Annotated in this window: 19 protein-coding genes; all 19 read right to left on the bottom strand. The window is 51.1% G+C overall.

The annotated features are described in order from the left end of the window. Positions 1-25 precede the first annotated feature (25 nt). Positions 26-262, bottom strand: coding sequence for a YlzJ-like family protein (locus tag K7397_RS04940; RefSeq protein ID WP_223066828.1), 237 nt, complete (start codon positions 260-262; stop codon positions 26-28). Beyond that, positions 259-1,038 carry a ClpP family protease gene (locus K7397_RS04935; RefSeq protein ID WP_223066827.1) on the bottom strand — a complete coding sequence of 260 codons (780 nt, stop codon included), beginning with the start codon at positions 1,036-1,038 and terminating at the stop codon, positions 259-261. The genes K7397_RS04940 and K7397_RS04935 overlap by 4 nt, the downstream gene beginning before the upstream one ends. Before the next feature lie 204 nt (positions 1,039-1,242). After that, positions 1,243-2,922 carry a ribonuclease J gene (locus tag K7397_RS04930; RefSeq protein ID WP_223066826.1) on the bottom strand — a complete coding sequence of 560 codons (1,680 nt, stop codon included), beginning with the start codon at positions 2,920-2,922 and terminating at the stop codon, positions 1,243-1,245. A gap of 406 nt (positions 2,923-3,328) precedes the next feature. After that, entirely contained in the window at positions 3,329-4,189 is an 861-nt protein-coding gene (gene dapA, locus K7397_RS04925) for a 4-hydroxy-tetrahydrodipicolinate synthase (protein WP_223066825.1), read from the bottom strand. A gap of 65 nt (positions 4,190-4,254) precedes the next feature. Beyond that, positions 4,255-5,472: an aspartate kinase gene (dapG, locus tag K7397_RS04920; RefSeq protein ID WP_223066824.1), complete on the bottom strand. Its 1,218-nt coding sequence runs from the start codon at positions 5,470-5,472 to the stop codon at positions 4,255-4,257. Positions 5,473-5,844: 372 nt separating this feature from the next. Further along, positions 5,845-6,435, bottom strand: a complete 591-nt coding sequence (locus K7397_RS04915; protein ID WP_223066823.1) for a dipicolinate synthase subunit B — start codon at positions 6,433-6,435, stop codon at positions 5,845-5,847. Next, entirely contained in the window at positions 6,432-7,331 is a 900-nt protein-coding gene (gene dpsA, locus K7397_RS04910) for a dipicolinate synthase subunit DpsA (protein ID WP_223066822.1), read from the bottom strand. Before dpsA ends, K7397_RS04915 begins: the two co-directional genes overlap by 4 nt. A gap of 184 nt (positions 7,332-7,515) precedes the next feature. Further along, positions 7,516-7,971, bottom strand: a complete 456-nt coding sequence (dut, locus tag K7397_RS04905; RefSeq protein WP_223066821.1) for a dUTP diphosphatase — start codon at positions 7,969-7,971, stop codon at positions 7,516-7,518. Beyond that, entirely contained in the window at positions 7,943-9,208 is a 1,266-nt protein-coding gene (locus K7397_RS04900) for a M16 family metallopeptidase (protein WP_223066820.1), read from the bottom strand. The genes dut and K7397_RS04900 overlap by 29 nt, the downstream gene beginning before the upstream one ends. A gap of 148 nt (positions 9,209-9,356) precedes the next feature. Further along, entirely contained in the window at positions 9,357-10,376 is a 1,020-nt protein-coding gene (locus tag K7397_RS04895; RefSeq protein ID WP_223066819.1) for a polysaccharide deacetylase family protein, read from the bottom strand. A gap of 191 nt (positions 10,377-10,567) precedes the next feature. Beyond that, the gene (gene pnp, locus K7397_RS04890; RefSeq protein ID WP_223066818.1) at positions 10,568-12,670 is read right to left on the bottom strand and encodes a polyribonucleotide nucleotidyltransferase; all 2,103 of its coding nucleotides are present in this window, start codon (positions 12,668-12,670) and stop codon (positions 10,568-10,570) included. Positions 12,671-12,837: 167 nt separating this feature from the next. Continuing rightward, entirely contained in the window at positions 12,838-13,107 is a 270-nt protein-coding gene (rpsO, locus tag K7397_RS04885) for a 30S ribosomal protein S15 (protein WP_223066817.1), read from the bottom strand. A gap of 161 nt (positions 13,108-13,268) precedes the next feature. After that, a complete protein-coding gene (locus tag K7397_RS04880) occupies positions 13,269-14,213 on the bottom strand; it encodes a bifunctional riboflavin kinase/FAD synthetase (protein ID WP_223066816.1) in 945 nt (314 codons plus the stop codon). Positions 14,214-14,318: 105 nt separating this feature from the next. Further along, on the bottom strand, positions 14,319-15,242 hold the full coding sequence (gene truB, locus K7397_RS04875) for a tRNA pseudouridine(55) synthase TruB (RefSeq protein ID WP_223066815.1): 924 nt from the start codon (positions 15,240-15,242) through the stop codon (positions 14,319-14,321). Beyond that, positions 15,239-16,216, bottom strand: a complete 978-nt coding sequence (locus K7397_RS04870; RefSeq protein ID WP_223066814.1) for a DHH family phosphoesterase — start codon at positions 16,214-16,216, stop codon at positions 15,239-15,241. The genes truB and K7397_RS04870 overlap by 4 nt, the downstream gene beginning before the upstream one ends. Before the next feature lie 16 nt (positions 16,217-16,232). Beyond that, on the bottom strand, positions 16,233-16,586 hold the full coding sequence (gene rbfA, locus K7397_RS04865; protein ID WP_223066813.1) for a 30S ribosome-binding factor RbfA: 354 nt from the start codon (positions 16,584-16,586) through the stop codon (positions 16,233-16,235). A gap of 140 nt (positions 16,587-16,726) precedes the next feature. After that, complete coding sequence (gene infB, locus K7397_RS04860; RefSeq protein WP_223066812.1) at positions 16,727-19,315, bottom strand: translation initiation factor IF-2; 2,589 nt, start codon at positions 19,313-19,315, stop codon at positions 16,727-16,729. Then, positions 19,308-19,631 (bottom strand): L7Ae/L30e/S12e/Gadd45 family ribosomal protein, encoded by a 324-nt coding sequence (locus K7397_RS04855; RefSeq protein ID WP_223066852.1) that lies wholly within the window; start codon positions 19,629-19,631, stop codon positions 19,308-19,310. Before K7397_RS04855 ends, infB begins: the two co-directional genes overlap by 8 nt. Next, positions 19,624-19,935, bottom strand: a complete 312-nt coding sequence (gene rnpM, locus K7397_RS04850) for an RNase P modulator RnpM (protein ID WP_223066811.1) — start codon at positions 19,933-19,935, stop codon at positions 19,624-19,626. The genes K7397_RS04855 and rnpM overlap by 8 nt, the downstream gene beginning before the upstream one ends. Positions 19,936-19,960: the final 25 nt, after the last annotated feature.

Genomic DNA, 19,960 nt, shown 5'->3' with positions numbered 1-19,960 from the left:
GGCTACCTAGGGGATTCAAGGGCGGTTATTGCGGTCTTGGTTTCATCAGGCAAGGAATAAACCGGATTTCATTTCCCGGCGCGTAAGCCGGATTCAAATAATCTTCAAGTCCGCAGCGGAGCAGACGAACGATCGTTGCCCTGTGATCCGGTTCAATCCGCACCTGAAGCAGCACGCCGTTGATTTCAAGCTCAGTATAGCTTTCCTGGGCTTCATAACCATCCCAAAGCGCTTCATCCGGCATAATCGTATAGATGCTCACTGGGGTATACCTCCTTCTGCCGCGGCAGTCTTTTTCGCCTGAATCATCCCATTCAGCTTCACCATGGCTTCGCCAATCCCGCCGATCGCGTCAATGAGGCCATGTTTTACGGCATCCGCTCCGCCTACGGCTGTCCCGATATCCCGGTTCAACTCGCCGGTCTTAAACATCAGCTCTTTAAATTTTTCCTCGGAAATCGCTGAATGCCTGGTCACAAATTTCACGACGCGTTCCTGCATCTTCTCAATATACTCAAAGGTTTGCGGAACGCCAATCACCAGACCGGTCATACGAATCGGGTGAATGGTCATCGTAGCGCTCTCCGCAATTAGCGAATAATCGGATGAAACCGCGATCGGCACCCCGATGCTGTGGCCTCCGCCTATGACAACCGTTACGGTTGGCTTGCTCAGAGACGCGATCATTTCGGCAATGGCCAGTCCCGCTTCCACATCTCCGCCAACCGTATTCAGCATAATCAGGATGCCCTCGATTTTCGGACTTTGCTCTGCGGCTACAAGCTGGGGAATCAGATGCTCGTATTTGGTCGTCTTGTTTTGAGGCGGAAGCACCAAATGCCCTTCAATTTGGCCGATGATGGTCAGGCAATATATATTGGAAGTTTCGGCTGTAGGAACGGCGGTCTGCCCGAATTGCTGAATATATTCAGCGGTAGGCGGAATATCCCCGTGCCCGGGTCCGGCTGGATTGGGAGCGGGGGCTTGAGGCCCTGGCGGATCATTTTCCGGCTTCTGCTTGTCTGGTTGTTCGTTCATGTTCTCATTCCTTTCCGCTTTGTACTCTAACGGTACAGTCGCAGTCAACACGAAGTAGTATACCGACAAATGGAGATCCTCTATTCACGCCTCCTTCAAATGCGAAAAGCCTCTTCTTCCAAAGGGGAACCGTCCAATGTTCCGCTTTGGCAAGAAGAGGCGACTGTGTGCCTGGTTTATAGTTAAGCCGATTTCGGCTTACGGTTACACTTCCATGATAATCGGAAGAATCATCGGTCTGCGGCGCGTCTGCTCGTAAAGGAAACGGCCCAAGGCGTCTTTGACGTTTGTCTTGAGCGAAGCCCATTCGTTCACTTTCTCGCTCATGAGCTTCTCAAGAGTGCTGCTTACAATGCGATTTGCTTCATCCAGCAGCCCTTCCGATTCCCGAACGTAAACAAAACCTCTGGAAATGATATCCGGACCCGAGACGATTTTCCCATCCTGCTTGCTTAAGGTAACAACGACTACGAGAATACCGTCCTGGCTCAGCAGCTTGCGGTCGCGGAGCACGATATTGCCTACGTCGCCTACGCCAAGTCCGTCAATCAGCACATTGCCTGCCGGAACCTTGCCGGCCTTGCGAGCCGCACCGTTCTGAATCTCTACCACATCTCCAATATCCACAAGGAAAATATTATCGCGATCGACTCCTACGCTTTCGCCAAGCTGTGCATGTTTGCGAAGCATCCGGTATTCACCGTGAATCGGGATGAAATATTTCGGTTTCATCAGGTTAAGCATCAGCTTCAGCTCTTCCTGGCTGCCGTGACCCGATACGTGAACGCCGGAATTGGAACCGCTGTATATTACATTAGCGCCAAGGCGGAACAATTCGTCAATCGTACGGCCAACATATTTTTCATTTCCCGGTACCGGTGTAGCCGCAATAATAACGGTATCTCCCGGAAGGATATCCACTTTGCGATGGGTGGAACGCGCCATCCGGGTCAACGCTGACATCGGTTCCCCCTGCGAGCCTGTGCACAAAATAACGACCCGGTCTGCCGCCATTTTGTTTACCTCTTCAGGCTCAATGATTAGGCCGTCAGGAACATTCAAATAGCCAAGGTCGGCTGCGATTCCAACAACGTTCACCATACTGCGTCCAATGATGGTTACTTTGCGCCCAGTGGTATAAGCCGCATCCATAACCTGCTGGATACGATGGACATTGGATGCAAAAGTTGCCACAACGACACGTTGATCCGCCTTGCTGAAAATGTCATCAAGCACGCCGCCGACATTTTTCTCAGACGGGGTAAAACCGGGTTTCTCAGCATTCGTGCTGTCGGACAACAGAGCGAGAACGCCTTTGCTTCCGATTTCCGCCATCCGCTGCAGATCAGCGAACTGATCGTTGACAGGGGTATGGTCGAACTTAAAGTCGCCGGTATGCACCACATTTCCTTCAGGTGTTTCGATGCATACGCCGACGGAATCCGGGATGCTGTGGTTTGTTTTGAAAAATGTGGCTTTAAGAGTGCTTCCAAGCTGTATTTCCGAATCCGCATGGATCAAAATCCGTTTCGTATCGCCAAGCAGATTTGCTTCTTTCAATTTGTTCTCAACGAGGCCGAGCGTCAGCTTCGTTCCGTAAACAGGTACGTTCAAGTTCTTCAGAACATACGGAAGACCGCCAATATGGTCCTCGTGTCCGTGGGTAAGGACAATGCCTCTTACTTTGTCACGGTTCTCCGTCAGGTAAGTGATGTCGGGAATGACGATATCAATGCCCAGCATGTCCTCTTCAGGAAATTTAAGACCTGCATCAATGACTACGATGTCATTGGCATACTGGATTACATACATGTTCTTCCCGATTTCGGCAACGCCGCCGAGCGCGAAGATGCTTAGTTTATCATTATTATTTTTTTTGGACAAGACAATCTAACCCTCCTATAATTTTGGACGTCGTATTTTGTGTTATCGATATTAAGAAAGGACTTACTTCCCTAAAAGACATCATAGCCGCAATTGAAGAATAAACTTCCGCTGCCGGCGGCCCCAATGCGCATGAAGAACTTTTCTTTGGAAGTTTGTTCTTTATTAAATTTCTAAAATATACCGCACCCAGTCACTTGAAATCATTATACATGATTATTTTGTCAAAAAACAAGTCAGGTGCTCTGCACCTTAATAACATACCTTCTCACCATGCAAAATAATCCCCGCAAAGTTGCCGATCAGCTTAGCAGCTTAGCGGGGCCATAAACCCCTAAATACATCAAAAAACCGATGTCCTAAAAAGGAGCATCGGTTTCGGTACTCTTACAAAGTACCTGGTTGTTTAAAGCAGCGAGCGGATAAATGCCTGTTCCGCTTCGGTCGCTTCCAGGAGTGGAAGCCGGACAGATCCGACGTTGATCCCAAGTTCATTCAATGCAAATTTGACGGCGACCGGGTTCGGGACTACGAACATGCCTTTGAAAAGCGGCAGCAGCTTCTGATGCAATTTCGCCGCGTCTGCTGCCTTGCCTTCTAAATGAGCCGTAATCATTTCCTTCATTTGCGCTCCCGCCACATGGCTTGCTACGCTGACGATTCCGTAAGCGCCGACCGCCAGCGCGGGCAGCCCCGAGGAATCATCGCCCGAGTATACCTTGAAATGAGCCGGGGCAGAAGCGGCTATTGTCGCCACCTGTTCCAGTGAAGCGCATTCCTTGACTGCCACCACATTGTGGAGCTGCGCCAGCCGAAGCGTTGTCTCTGCGTTCATGTTGACTACGGTTCGACCCGGTACATTATAAAGCATAATCGGAAGCGGAGTGGATGTTGCGATGGCTTCAAAATGACGGTAAAGACCTTCCTGATTCGGTTTATTGTAGTAAGGAACGACAAGAAGGGCCCCGTCAACACCCAGTTTTTCCGCTTCCTTTGTCAACTGGATTGATGCATAGGTCGAATTGCTTCCTGTGCCGGCTATAATCTTGCAGCGGCCGGCCGCATGCTTCACCGCAAAATCAAACAAATGCAGCTTCTCCTCCAGTGTTAACGTCGGCGACTCCCCCGTCGTTCCGCTGACTACGAGCGTATCGGATTTCTGGTTGTCAATTAAATAATCTATAAGTTTTGCAGTTTGGTCCCAATCAATTTGCCTGTTCTCATCAAACGGCGTGACCATAGCTGTAGCTAATCTTCCGAAATCCACATTAAGCCCTCCTAAATCGTAATAAAGTCTTTGCTGCATCCTGAAACCGGATTGATCCGTTATTTTCAAATGTGAAGTTCAAATTTTTTATGCAGCGCCCTAAGCGCTTGAACCATATCCTGTTTATGGACAAGGACCCAAATCGTCGTGTTGGAATCTGCCGATTGCAGAATCGAAATGTCCTTCTCCGCGAGCGCTTCGACGATTTTAGCCATAATGCCCGGAACGCCGTTAATGCCTCCGCCTATAACCGAGACCTTTGCGCAGCCGCTGAGCGCTTTTGGATGCAGTCCGAGCTCCCTCAGTCTGTCGAGCGCTCTTGAAGCTTCGAAATCAAACACGGTATAGACTACCCCTGCCGGGGTTACATTAATAAAGTCTACACTGATATCGTTCGCAGCCATAGTTTTAAATACCTGCAGCTGGAGATGATGGCTTCCTTCATCCGACTCGACCGTAATCTGAGTCACATTCCCTACATAGGCGATGCCTGTGACATAGCGGTCAATAATACCATTCTGCACATCCTTGAACCCTTCCGGATTGGCTACCAAGGTGCCTTTGCCTTCGCTGAAAGTAGATCTGACCCGCACCGGAATGCCGGACTGCATGGCAATTTCCACGGCTCTGGGATGAATGACTTTGGCCCCTTGGTGAGCCATATTGCAAATTTCCGCATAACTGACATAAGGAAGAGGTCTTGCGTCTTCAACAAGTCTCGGATCCGCGGTCAATATCCCGTTGACGTCCGTATAAATATCAACCATTTCCGCATGCAGCGCGGCTCCAAGCGCCGTTGCCGAAGTATCGCTGCCGCCCCTGCCAAGGGTCGTGAAATCGCCCTTTTCGCTGATCCCCTGAAAACCGGTCACAATCACGACGTCCTTGTCCTTAAGTTCCTTGAATATCCGGTCCGGTACGACGTCAAGGATGCGCGCGTTGCCGAAATGGTCATCGGTTCTGAAGCCGGCCTGGGCTCCGGTCAGCACGACCGAAGAAATGGATCTGGCTTCCAGTAAGCTGCACAATGTCGCAGCCGATATAATTTCACCGCAGCACAGCAGTAAATCCTTTTCACGCGGCGGGAGAGCGTTGCCATGAGAAGCCGCCCAGTCAAGCAGCGTATCCGTTGCATATGGATCGCCTTTGCGTCCCATGGCAGATACAACAACAACCAGTCGGCAGCCCTCTGCCAGCTCTCTCTCAATGTGCTTGATAACATGTTCCCTGGCTTCCGGCGTTGCAAGTGAAGTGCCGCCGAATTTTTGCACCAAAATACGCATGGATAACCCTCCAGTAATAAGTGCAAAACAACCCCGAACGGAGTATAAATGCATTTCAGTATATACAGACGATCAAGCAGAAACGGCAAAGCAGCCTTTTAAACACGCACGTTTCTGCAAGAACTATAAAATAGCATAGAACTACACATATACTTTTCTATAGTTCAAGAAAAGACGGCCGATTGCTCGGCCGGTCACGTTTAATGAGTGAACTATGAATTGGGCAACGATCTGTTCGGCTATTTGAACGGCGTTCCAAGCGGCTCCCTTAAGGAGCATAGCGGATAAGATTGCTGATCCGGATCGTCAAGAACAACACGTGGCAATGACTTATAGAATAAAAAAAGCTATTACTGCTCTATAATCTCAGCCTCAATGGACGCGCTGAACAATGAGCGGCTGAAGCTGTTTGCCCTCTAGTGCGGCATAGCAGGCTTCAGGAATCAGGTTCATATCGGCAACCAGCGAATTCGGCTTACCGACCGGATTGTCCTGTCCGAAAGGCACAAAATAAATGTTCTTGGCCACAAGAAGTTTGGCGATATTAGCGGCATTCAGCCCAAGTCCATCGTTCGTCGAAATCGCAAGCACGACGGGCTTATGGTTTCGAAGCATCGCTTTGGCAGCCATCAGTACAGGACCGTCTGTCATCGCGTTCGCCAGCTTGCTTGTCGTATTGCCAGTGCAGGGGGCAACGACAAGTACATTCAACTTGCCGGAAGGCCCAAGCGGTTCTGCATCTACAATTGAAGAAATAATATCATTCCCTGTTATTTCTTTCAACTGATTTTGCCATTCTTCCGATTTGCCAAATCTCGTATCTGTAGTCATTACCGATTGCGAAGCTATCGGAATGACGTTAGCGCCGGCGTCCACAAAGCGCTGGATTTGCCCAATTACCTCTTCAAGCGTGCAGTGAGACCCTGTCAACGCGTAGCCAACGGTTTTACCTTCAAAATTCACTGTTCATCCCCCCGTGTCTTAAACTCCTCAAGCACCGACTGACAAATACAATTTGCCATGATCATTCCAGCCGTTCTGGGAGCGACAATTCCGGGTAAACCGGGCGCCAGTATTGCCTTGATTCCACGCTTTTCGGCGAAACGGAAATCCGTACCGCCAGGTGCAGAAGCAAGGTCGACAATGACCGCCTTCGGGGATAATTTAGATATGACTTGCGCTGTGATAATCATAGTCGGAATTGTGTTAAAAATCAAGTCAATGCCGCTCACCTCATCGGCCAAATCCGTTGTCAGGAAAGGCTTCCAGCCCATCTCCTCAGCCCTTGCAAAATGATCCTTGCGCCTTACGCCCACCCTGACATGCGCTCCAATGCCCTGCAGAGTTTTTGCCATTGTAAAGCCGGTTCTGCCCATGCCAAGAACGGAGCAGGATGATCCATGAATGGTGATATCCGTATTCTGCATCGCGATCATTAACGCGCCTTCTGCGGACGGTATGGAATTGTAAATAGCCACTTCATCCCGGTCAAGCACCTGATTTAGCTTCAAATTGTACTTTTCGCACAGTTTAATCAGGTAAGGCTTTGCCAAACCCGTGTAGATCAGTGCATGCTTGGGAAGCGCCGCGACATGTTCCTCCCGCAGAACCAGCTTATCTTCAGAGAACGACGTACTTACTACGCCATTTTCATCACAGCCAACGACAGGCAAAATCAAAACATCCGCTTCCCCCAGCAAGTCGGACGTCAGTTTTTCCTGTGACACCCCCGGGAGCGGCTGCTTTAACTGATCGTAACCTGCAACTTTCACTGTTGCATCCATTTCCGTACACTTTCCGATGATTTCCAGATGCCGTGCGTCCCCACCCAGAAATACAATCGTCAGTCCGGTTAGCATTATAGGATGTCACTCCCTTCAAAACAAACTTTTATAGAGTCATCTTATGCAGGTGTTTGTGAAGGGGTGAAACGCCCCGGAAAAACAGCGCCTTTCGTATTTGGGTATAAGGAAAAGCCCGCACACGCCAAGAACCGTTCAGTTCAGTAAAGCGTGTACGGGCTTATAGCTCCGCTTTATTCGGTTAATGACGGCCGGTATGTCCAAATCCGCCTGCGCCGCGTACGGTTTCGCTCAAACGGTCCACCTGCTTAAGTTCAACTTCGGGAACAATCTGGAACACCATTTGGGCAATCCGCTCGTTCCGCTTGATAGCGAACGGCTCCTGCCCCAAATTAATGAGCAGCACCTTGATCTCGCCGCGATAATCGGCATCGATCGTTCCCGGCGTGTTCAGGCAGGTAATGCCGAACTTGAACGCAAGCCCGCTCCGCGGCCGGATTTGCGCCTCGAGTCCCGCCGGCATGGCAATCGCAAAGCCGGTCGGAATCAATTTTCGCTCACCGGGCATGAGTACGACCTCTTCCTCAACGGCGGCATAAAGATCAAAGCCGGAGGCAAGCTCGGACATTTTGCGCGGAAGCTCAATATCCTCATTGCCCGGCAGGCGGTTAATTTGTACCAGATACGACAAGTTCATCTCTCCTTAATCCTGATATTGCCCGATCCGAAGATCCAACCATAGCCAGCGCATACGGCTTCTGGAACATGCGGGAAAGCACATCTTCGATATCTTCCATTTGAACCGCTTCAATACGGCTTGTTATCTCGTCAAGGCTGTAGTGTTTGCCCAGCATAAGCTCGTTTTTGCCAAGACGGTTCATCCGGCTGCCCGTGCTTTCGGAACCCAGAATCAAGCTTCCCTTCAGCTGTTCCTTGCCCTTGCGCAGCTCGCTTTCGGTCAGTCCCTTCTCTCTGACCTCAAACAGCAGCTCCTGCGTCAGCTCCAGAACCTCTTTTGTCTGCTTGGGGGCCGTACCCGCATATACGGTGAACAATCCGCTATCGGCAAAAGAACTGTGGTAAGAATAGACGGAATACGCAAGGCCTCGCTTCTCGCGGATTTCCTGGAACAGCCTCGAACTCATACCTCCGCCAAGCGCATTGTTCAATAGAACCATCGCATACTGCTTCTCGTCGCCCGTTCGCAGTCCCGGAAACGTCATGCAGATGTGATTCTGCTCCGTTTTTTTACGGTAAAAACGAAGATCCCCTGCAAATTCCGGCGCCGCCAGCTGCTGTTCGTTCCCTGTCAGCTCAAACTCGCCAAAGTAGCGCTCAAGCAGTTCCAATATTCCATCATCAAAGTTTCCTGCAATGCTGATGACCGTATTGGGCAGGGTATAGTGCTCCTTCATGTAGCTGTGAAGCTTTGCGGAATCCATAGTCTGCAGCCGCTCTTCAGTCCCCAGAATCGGATAGGCCAGAGGATGGCTGCCGTAAGCTGCCTCCGCGAGCAGATCATGCACCATATCATCAGGCGTATCCTCGTACATCGAAATTTCTTCGAGAATTACATTTTTCTCCTTGTGCAGCTCTTCTTCTTCAAACTTGGAACGAAAGAACATATCGGCAAGAATATCCATCGTAATCTCCAGATGCTCATCCAGCACCTTGGCATAATAGCAGGTATATTCCTTTGAGGTAAAAGCATTGACATTGCCGCCGATTGCATCAAACTGTTCGGCAATTTCTTTGGCCGTAAATCGCTCCGTTCCTTTGAACAGCATATGCTCGATAAAATGAGAGATCCCGTTCTCTTCCATCTTCTCGTTGCGTGAGCCTGTTTTTACCCAAATGCCGAAGGAAACGGAACGGAAGGTCGGTATCTTCTCCATTACGATCCTCAGGCCATTTTTCAGCTGCGTTCTAATCACGAAAGGACCTCCTAGAGTACCATGCCGTTTTTGTCATTACGGCAATCTCTTTAAAATTACTTGATTATGGCTTTAGACGAAGCCAAGACAGATCTGTGCCCGCTTTTGCTCCGAGTCTTACTGATATTATCAAAAAAAGGCAACGTCCTCAACTGTCGATATCGACCCTGCCCTGGGAAAGCGTTTCTTCCACTGTTCCGACCTTTAGCCCTTTTTGCTTCAGAGCCTGGATAATCCCTTTAAGCGCTTGCTTGGAAGAGGCGGTAGGATGCATGAGAATGAGCGATCCCGGCCCTGCCTTTTGGGCAATTTTGGCGACGACCGAAGAGGGGTCGGGGTTTTTCCAGTCCACCGTATCGACTGTCCATAGCACGGTCTTAAGCCCCTGGCTTGCGGCAATTTCCACAGTTCGCTGATTGAAATCACCGGAAGGCGGAGCAAACCAGGTATTGTCCACACCAAGCGTATCCTTGAGAAGCTGCTTCGTTTTTGAAATTTCAAGCGTTGCCCGTTCGGTGCCGAGCCGGCTCATATTAGGGTGGGAATAGGCATGGTTCTCCAACTGATGGCCTCTTTTCTGGATTTCCTTGGCCACTTCGGGGTATTTCTTTAGCCAGCTTCCATCGAGGAAAAAGGTAGCTTTGACTCCTTCCTCATCCAGCGTATCCAGCATCGGTTCTATGTACTCGTTGCCCCAGGCCACATTGATCATAATGGCCGCCATTTGTTTATGCGGATTGCCGCGGTAAATCGGCTGTGGTCCAAGATCCTTGAGGGATCTTGCCGGTTTCGTTTCCCGGTAGACGTAAGCAATCGGAACTTGCTCCGGGTTCGTTTTCGATTTTTGCCGCATCTCCATCGTCTTCAAATAAGTCGCTTCCACATCAACTTCCCGGCCATTGTAGCCGGGTATCGCTTTCCAGACTCTGTCGATTACGGCGTCCACCGGTTTCTCATTCAGCTTGTCCGCCTGTCTTTTGATCTCATCCAGCAGATTGTTGTCCCCTTCCGCTCCGATATTGCCGCTTAATGCTGTGACTGACCGCGTTTCCTGGCGGGACAGCTCGCCGCTTTGAACAAATTCAGTTACGCCGCTCCATTCTCCAAGCAGAAGCACCGTACTTATTCCTGCCAGGATGATCACCGCTTTCGTTCTATTCCTTCTCACGGATCATTCTCCCTTTCACCCGGTATGTCCCATTTTTATGTAGGAAAAGCCCCGTTTATGAGTGAAAGAGAGGATGCCATTTTGGAGAAATACAAAGAGACGCATCTAGCAAAAGATTAAAAAAGAGCCAGAATCTTCGTTCTGCCTCTTTTACGCCTTACGGTTATTCATCTTAGATCGATTATATAGGGTTAGTCCTGCTTCACGGTTTCGGCGGTCAGAACCGCTTTGCGCGAAAGGTTGATGCGGCCCTGCTGATCGATTTCAGTCACTTTCACCGTAATGACATCACCAATCGCAACGACATCTTCCACTTTGCCTACACGTTCCGTAGACAACTGGGAAATGTGAACCAGACCGTCCTTGCCTGGCAGCACTTCTACAAACGCGCCGAATTTCTCGATCCGTTTCACGGTACCCGTATAAATTTCGCCAACGACAACTTCTTTGACGATCCCTTCGATAATGGAGCGCGCCTTCTCGTTCATTTCAGGATTCGAGGAAGCAATAAACACGCGGCCGTCCTGCTCGATGTCGATCTTTACGCCGGTATCCTCGATAATCTTGTTGATGATTTTGCCCCCCGCCCCGATCACGTCGCGGATCTTGTCCGGATTGATCTGCATAACCAAAATTTTAGGCGCATACGGGGAAAGGTTCTCCTTCGGCTTGTCGATCACTTCCATCATTTTGGACAAAATGAACATTCTGCCTTCTTTGGCCTGCTCCAAAGCATCGGTCAAAATTTGGCGGTCGATACCGTCAATCTTGATATCCATCTGGATGGCCGTTACGCCCTCGCGGGTTCCGGCTACTTTAAAGTCCATGTCGCCCAGGTGATCTTCCATCCCCTGAATATCTGTCAGAATGGATACATGATGCTTGTCCTTGATGAGCCCCATCGCCACACCGGCTACCGGCGCTTTGATCGGCACACCCGCATCCATCATGGCAAGCGTACTTGCGCAAATACTTGCCTGCGAAGTGGAACCGTTGGATTCCAGCACTTCCGATACAAGGCGGATCGTGTACGGGAACTCGGTTTCAGACGGAATAACCTTGGACAATGCTCGTTCGCCCAAAGCGCCATGACCGATTTCGCGGCGTCCCGGAGCGCGCAGCGGACGAGCTTCGCCTACGCTGAACGGCGGGAAGTTGTAATGATGCATGAAACGCTTGGTTTCTTCCAGATCGATACCGTCGAGAATTTGTACATCCCCAAGTGCGCCCAGGGTACAAACGCTGAGGGCCTGAGTCTGGCCGCGGGTAAACAAACCGGAACCATGTGTACGAGGGAGCAAATTGATATCGCATTCGATCGGACGAATTTCGTTCAATTTACGTCCGTCCGGACGTACTTTATCGTGCGTAATCAGGCGGCGCACTTCTTCCTTGACAATATCGTGCAGTACTTCTTTGACGTCATCCAAGAGCTCAGGAGACTCTATGTACTCTTGCTCAAAGAAAGTAACGGCATCGTCATTGATCGCATCGATCGCATCCTGGCGCGCATGCTTCTCCGCAATTTTCACGGCCTCGATCAAGCGTTCTGCAGCAAATTCGCGAACCGCGCGGTTGACCTCAGGATTAACGGTGTGAAGCTTCACTTCCATCTTCTCTTTGCCAGCTACCTGAACGAGTTCTTCAATCGTGGCTACGATATTCTTGATTTCATCATGTCCGAACATAATTGCTTCGAGCATCACTTCTTCAGGAACTTCGTTCGCTTCCGCTTCAACCATCATGATCGCATCTTTCGTTCCCGCCACAACCAGATACAAATCGCTTGCTTCCTGCTGGGCAACATCCGGATTAATGACAAATTCGCCGTTCACGCGTCCAACGGCAACGCCGCCAATTGGTCCGTTAAATGGAACATCGGAAATGCTGAGCGCCGCGGAAGTACCGATCATGGCCGCAATTTCCGGCTCACAGTCCTGATCCACGCTCATCACGAGGTTAACAATTTGCACATCATTTCGGAACCCTTCCGGAAAAAGCGGACGAATCGGGCGGTCCGTCAGACGGCTGGCGAGAATCGCTTTCTCGCTGGGACGACCTTCACGTTTGATGAATCCGCCGGGGATTTTGCCTACTGCGTACAATTTCTCTTCATAATTGACCGTCAGCGGGAAAAAATCCAGATCTTTAGGCTCTGCCGAAGCGGTTACTGTGCACAATACCGCCGTTTCGCCATACCTTACCATCACTGCCGCGTTGGCCTGTTTGGCCAGACGGCCGGTTTCCAGCACAAGAGGTCTTCCTCCAAGCTGCATTTTCACTTGCTTCTCCATGAAATCCCTCCTTTAAAGGATACATTCTATATTCGGTTCTATACCATTATTTCCTGCCGCTGAAGTACAATTCATTCTTACACTAAAAAGCAACCCGATTTCCGCCGTTCGCTTTTCAAACAAGCGGATCCGGCGGCAACCAGGCTGCTTTCGGTAGGAGTTACAAATTAACGACGCAGACCGAGCTTTGCAATCAAAGCGCTGTAACGCTTAACGTCTTTGTTCTTCAAGTAAGCAAGAAGCTTACGACGTTGACCAACCATTTTGAGCAAACCACGGCGGGAATGATGGTCTTTCTTGTGGGTACGCAAGTGATCTGTCAAATTGGTAATGTTCTCCGAAAGGATAGCAATTTGCACCTCTGGGGACCCGGTATCGGATTCATGAGTTTTGTGCTCTTCGATCAGTTGACTTTTACGTTCTTGGGACAATGCCATCCTGTTCACCTCCTTCATTATAATCGCCATTGGCCTCGTAGCCGCCGGTGAGAGCGAACAACCAAGCCAAGGTTACCAGATGTTCCTAGGAACACTCTGAATAGTATATCATACTAACTTATAAAAAGTAAACTTGCTATCTCGATTAAGAAGCCGAAAAATTAAAGAAGCCGATTTCTGGCTGTATCGGTATCCCGGGATATTTGGGCAATCAGTTCATCAATGGAAGAAAATTTGCGTTCCGGGCGAATGTAAGACACAAACTGAATCGTAAGCTCACGGTCATAAATATCGCCGCTAAAATCGAGCAAATGCACCTCCAGAGAGGGTTTCGTCACACCTTCGTGAAACGTTGGCTTCACACCAATGTTCATCACACCAGGCATCCAGCCGGCTTCCCCCTGAAGCTGCGCCTTAACGGCGTAAACGCCTTTGGCGGGTAGAACGAAATGCTCCGAAAGCTCCACGTTTGCCGTCGGGAAGCCGATCTGCCGGCCCCGTTTCTCGCCATGGGCAATGCTGCCTCTCAGCACATATGGCCTGCCAAGCCAGTTCCTGGCAAGGTCAACGCGTCCTTCATGCAGCCATTTGCGAATCCCCGAGCTGCTTACCTTCTCCTCTTCGATCAGGAAGGGAGGAACGGCGAACACATCCATTTTGCCTTCGCCAAGCTCGCGCAGCATATCTACGTTGCCTTCTCCCATATAGCCAAAGCGGAAGTCGAAACCGACGACCGCCGTATGGATCCCAAGCGGAAGAAGCATGCCGGCCACAAAATTGTGGGGACTTACCCGGGAAAATGCTTCGTTAAATTGGACGACGTATAAATATTCAATCCCCATTTCCCCAAGCAGCCGCTCTTTCTCTTCAGGAGGAGTCAAATACCCGTCGTAATCCCCTTTCTTCATCACTTCCTTGGGATGCGGATAAAAGGTCATGACGGAAGCTGGCAGTCCTGCGCGCCTCGCGACAGAGACGGCGGTCTCGATCACGCTGGCGTGTCCCAAATGCAGCCCGTCAAACTGGCCGAGAGCAAGCACCTGGGGGGCGGCATATGCTCTCGCCACGTCATCCGATAACGGATAAGATAAATTTACAGTTTTCATACACCACTCACCTGCAATTTCCGTTAGTTGCCCCGGCAAACAGCCGGCCATCCCTTAAACGGCCGACTTTGCGGAGAATGGCTGGCCCTTGAACAGCCCGCCTTGTTATTGTTCATTTTGAGCAAAAACCTTGACCGGAGCAATAGCGCCCGACCCTTCTTCCCGCTCGTATATCCCGAGAAACCGCCCTTCCGGATCATACAGCCTGATAATCTCCTCCCGATTTGGAAGAGGATGTACGACAGAAGGGGACAGTCTTTGACCCTGCAGAGCGGCCCTTGCCTTCTCGCCCGCCACTTCGGCAGCCGGCAGATGGGCAACGGCTTCATCAACCGGAATGAGGCAGGATGCCAAACTTCCGTCCTTCGCGCGCTCCGCAATCTCTTCAAATGTCAAACAGCGGGAAACCGGAATTCCGGCGGACATCGTCCGTCTCAAAACCGACATCGCTGCAGGGACGCCGAGCGCGCGTCCAATGTCGACGCATAGGGTACGGATATAAGTTCCTTTTGAGCATAGGACGCGAAAAGAAATTTCAGGGAAAGGCCCTTCCGGCTTAAACGCGGTCAGCTCAAGCTCATGTATGGTCACTTCCCTGGCTTTCCGCTCTACCGTTTTGCCCTGCCGAGCCAGCTCGTAGAGACGCTTGCCATCCTGCTTCAGCGCGGAATACATGGGCGGAATCTGGGAAATGGTTCCGTGGAAACGGCTCAGCGCCTCGCAGATCTGCTGCTTTGTCACGGTGACGCCCTCGCTCCGTTCCGTCACGGTGCCGGTTAAATCCTCCGTATCCGTTGCGATACCGAGAACAAGCGTAGCCTCATACTCCTTGGGCAATTCCTGCAAGTATTCAACCATTCGGGTGGCCCGGCCCAGGCAAAGCGGCAGAACGCCGGTTACCTGGGGATCCAGCGTTCCCGTATGGCCGATGCGTTTCATTTTCAGTATTCCCCGGACTTTGGCGACAACGTCGTGCGAGGTGAAACCAGCCGGCTTCAGAACAGGCAGAATGCCTTCATACGCCATCATAGCTCCTGCTTCACCCGCTCTACAACCGCCGCCACAACTTCACTTAGCGTCCCCTCAAGCCGAGCCCCTGCCGCGCGCACATGACCTCCGCCTCCGAAGCTCTGGGCTACCGCGGCCACATTGACTTTGCCCGCCGAGCGCATGCTGACTTTTACCGCATTTCCGTTAATGACCTTAAAAAGCATCCCTACTTCGACGCCTGAAATATTCCGCGGATAATTCACGATGCCTTCCAGATCCTCATGAATGGCGCCGGCTTCGGCCAAATCTTCGTCCGTAATGCTTACCCAGCTGATTTTTCCGTCTTCTGTACACTCCAGCTTGTTCAGCGCTTTGGTTAGAATGCGCAGCTGAGGATATGTCATCTGTTCCAGTAATTGCTCGGACAGCCAAGGGCCGTCGACGCCGTATTCCAGCAGCCTGGAGGCAATTGACATCACCTTGGGAGATGTATTCGAATACCGGAAGCCGCCGGTATCGGTCAGTATGCCGGTATAGATTGCGGTGGCTGCGTCCTTGTCCAGCTCCACTCCTGCACATTCGAGAACATCGAACAGGATTTCCGCTGTCGCTGCCGCATCCGGAACGATCAGATTTACGGAGCCATAGCCGTCATTGGTCGGATGATGATCAATATTGAGCAGCAGGGCATCCCCGTCAAAATACTCCCTGGTCGTTCCTACCCGCTTGAAATCCGCGCAATCCACGCATATTACATGTTTATAGGTATGAGGAAGGGACTCTTTGGACAAATCGACGATTTTGTCCGCATGCCACAAATAAGACATTCTGCGCGGGATCGGTCCTTCGTTGACCATTGCGTATTTTTTGCCCAGACATGAGAGAAGCCAGCCCACCGCGAGGGTAGAGCTGACTGCATCTCCGTCCGGCTGTACATGCGAAACGATTAGAAAATCGTCGTGCTCTTTGATAAAATCCACAGCACTCTGAAGCTCCTGTTCGCTAATTTGCATAGCCGTCTCCTTTTGTTCACTTTTGATCATTTTTCGAAATTTCACCGAGCAGCTTCTCGATGTGGCTGCCATAAGAGATGGATTCATCGAACTTGAAAATCAGCTCGGGTGTATGACGCAGCCGGATCGCCTTGCCAAGCTCGCTGCGCAGAAATCCGCTTGCTCTTTCAATCCCTTTCAGAGACGCATTCTTCTCTTCATCACTGCCGAATACGCTCAAATAGACTTTGGCCTGGGACAAATCGTTCGTTACGTCCACACCGGTAACGGTAACAAACCCGATTCGCGGGTCCTTCAGTTCATTTTGAATCAGAAGGCTAAGCTCTTTCTTGATCTGCTCTCCGACACGTCCTGGTCGATTGTTTGCCATTAATAACACCTCTTTATCTATCCTGAAAGCACCGGCCGAAGATGCAAGGGGCCGATGCTTGTCAAGGCGGATTCAACCGCAGATCTTTGTAAATCAGATGAAGACATGCCGGTACGGGTTATGCCTTGCCTTGCATGATCTTAACGTTCAACCGTCTCCATCACGAACGCTTCAATGACATCGCCTTCCTTGAGGTCGTTGTAATTGTCGAGCGTGATGCCGCATTCGTAGCCTTGCGCCACTTCTTTGGCATCATCCTTGAAGCGTTTCAAGGAATCGATCTTGCCTTCAAAAATGACAATACCGTCGCGGATCAGGCGCGCTTCCGCCGAGCGGGTAATTTTGCCCGATGTAACCATACATCCGGCAATCGTGCCCACCTTGCTGATCTTGAAGGTGTTGCGCACTTCCGCATGGCCGATCACACTTTCCTTGTACTCCGGATCCAGCATTCCCTTCATCGCCTGTTCGATCTCTTCGATGACGTTGTAGATGACGCGGTGAAGGCGGATGTCCACTTTCTCCTGCTCGGCCGTTTGCTTCGCCTGGGAATCCGGACGAACGTTAAAGCCGATCACAATCGCGTTGGAAGCCGCGGCCAGAATAATATCGGATTCCGTGATGGCACCTGCTCCGCTGTGAATGATTTTAACGCGGACGCCTTCCACCTCAATCTTGGAAAGGGAACCCTTGAGCGCTTCGACGGAGCCCTGAACATCGCCTTTGATAATGACATTCAGATCCTTGATCTCGCCTTCCTTGATGGCGTTAAACAGATCATCCAGCGTTACGCGCGTATTGCTGCTGAGCTCGGACTGACGCTGGGTGATGGAGCGTTTCTCGGCAATGGAACGAGCCTTGCGCTCATCTTCAAACATCATAAACGGATCGCCTGCACCCGGTACTTCCGTAAGCCCCGTAATTTCTACCGGTGTGGATGGACCTGCTTCCTTTAAGCGGCGGCCTTTGTCATTAACCATGGCGCGAACACGGCCAAAGCAGTTGCCTGCCACAAAAGCGTCGCCAACTTTGAGGGTGCCGTGCTGCACGAGAATTCGGGCAACAGGTCCGCGGCCTTTATCCAGCTCGGCTTCAATAACCGTACCGCGAGCGCGTTTACTCGGATTCGCTTTATATTCGTTCACTTCGGACACAAGAAGAATCATTTCAAGCAGATCCTCGATGCCGATCTTCTGCTTCGCGGATACATTGACAAAGATCGTATCTCCGCCCCATTCTTCCGGAACAAGCTCGTATTCGGTCAGCTCCTGCTTGACTTTATCCGGATTTGCACCTGGCTTGTCAATTTTGTTCACGGCAACGATAATCGGAAGGCCTGCCGCCTTGGCATGGTTAATAGCCTCTACCGTTTGCGGCATGACGCCGTCATCGGCCGCAACCACGATAATCGTAATGTCCGTAACCTGCGCTCCGCGGGCACGCATGGCGGTGAACGCTTCGTGACCTGGAGTATCCAGGAACGTAATCTTCTTATTGTTGATTTCAACCTGATAAGCGCCGATGTGCTGGGTAATTCCGCCAGCTTCGCCGCTCGTTACGTTTGTGGAGCGGATCGTGTCCAGCAGCGTCGTTTTCCCGTGGTCAACGTGTCCCATGATGGTCACAACCGGCGGACGCTCTTTCAGATCGGCCGGATCGTCGTTTTCTTCAATCGTTTCAAAACGGTCTTCCTCAACCGGAATCTTGATTTCGACTTCAACACCGTAATCGCCGGCGAGCAGTTGAATGGTATCCAGATCAAGCTCCTGGTTGATTGTCGCCATAACTCCCATCAGGATGAGCTTCTTGATAACCTCGGAAGCATCCTTGTGAAGCAGTTTGGCTGTTTCGCCAACGGTCATTTCACCGCGGACAATAATTTTCTTCGGCGTGTTGTCAATCTTCTCACGGCGTTCCTGCGGCTGGCCCTTGCCTCCGCGACCACCTTTCCCGCCGCGGTTATTGCCACGGAAGTTCCCTTGTCTATTGTCGTCAAAGCGCTTTTGACCCGGACGGCCGTTATTTCCGCCGTTCCCGCGCCGTTGTCTGCGGTTATCATCATCGCTTTTTTGCCCGGAACGGTTCTGCCCTTCGCCGCCGCGGTTTGGCTGATTTTGCTGCGAGCGAGGCGCTCCTTGACCTCCTCCATGGGATGGACGGGCTCCTCTTCCTTCCTGGGAGCGGGCATTGTTCTGCCCGCCTTGTGCGGGCCGGCTGTTCTGGCTGCCTTGAGCCCGGGATGAACCGGCGCGTTCGCCGCGTGGAGCGGAAGGTCTGCCTCCACCCGCCTGCTGACTGCCGTTGTTCGAGTTATGCTGACTTTTGCGTTCTTGCGTCGCCAATGCGGCGCCTTTTGAATGATTTTGTGTTTTATTATTCATGCTTACCTGCTTTTCCGTTTGATTTTTGTTGTTGCTGTTGGTTTTGATTGCCTTGTTGTTCTCATTCTTCACAGCTGTGGATGCCTTTGCGGCCTTCCCTTCTTCCCTCGCCGAAGAGACTGCCGCCTTGGCCTCGCCGGATGCGGCGGATCCTTCGCGTTTGGCAGCGGCGCTGTTCTTGATATCCTTAAAGAATTGTTCTACCTTGCCGACCGCATCATTCTCCATGACGCTCATATGATTATTCACCGGCACACCAAGGCGTTTTAAAATCGTAATAATTTCTTTACTGCTCATATTCAGCGACTTGGCATATTCGTACACTCTCAGTTTATCTTGTTTACTCAATATACTCCACCTCCGACGTATTACTCACGGTTTTACGCAACATATTTGCGAATCCTTGATCCGTCAGCGCAAGCACCACCCTTTCCGGCTTCCCTACGCTGGCCCCAAGGCTCTCCCGATCAAATCCGATCAGCAAAGGAACTTGATAAGTTCCGCATTTATCGCGGAATTTCTTTCGTGTATTGAGTGAAGCATCGCCAGCTACAAGCACCAGCTTCGCTTCAGACGAACGAATCGTCTTCAGGACGATTTCATCCCCTGTAACAACTTTGCCTGCACGCATTGCGAGACCGAGCTGCGACAACGCTTTATTCATCATCTTCGCTCACACTCTGGGAGGCGATAAACTCATCTTGAGCGGCCACGAAATCGCGGGCAAGCTGCTCGTAAATCTCCGCTCCAACGGGCGACTTCAGCGCCCGGTCGAGCGAACGGTTCTTATGAGCCAACTTGAAGCAGGCTTCAGTGCCGCACAAGTACGCGCCCCGTCCCGACTTCTTGCCGGTCAGGTCGATCATGATCACGTCTTCAGGCGTCTTTACGACGCGAATCAGCTGTTTCTTCGGCTTCATTTCCTGACAAGCAACGCATTTGCGCAGCGGTATCTTTCTTGTTTTCATAACCATGCCCCCCGCCAAAGGTAAA

The organism is Paenibacillus caui (assembly GCF_019904135.1).
GTDB lineage: Bacteria > Bacillota > Bacilli > Paenibacillales > Paenibacillaceae > Fontibacillus > Fontibacillus caui.
This window is presented reverse-complemented; position numbering and strand designations above follow the sequence as displayed.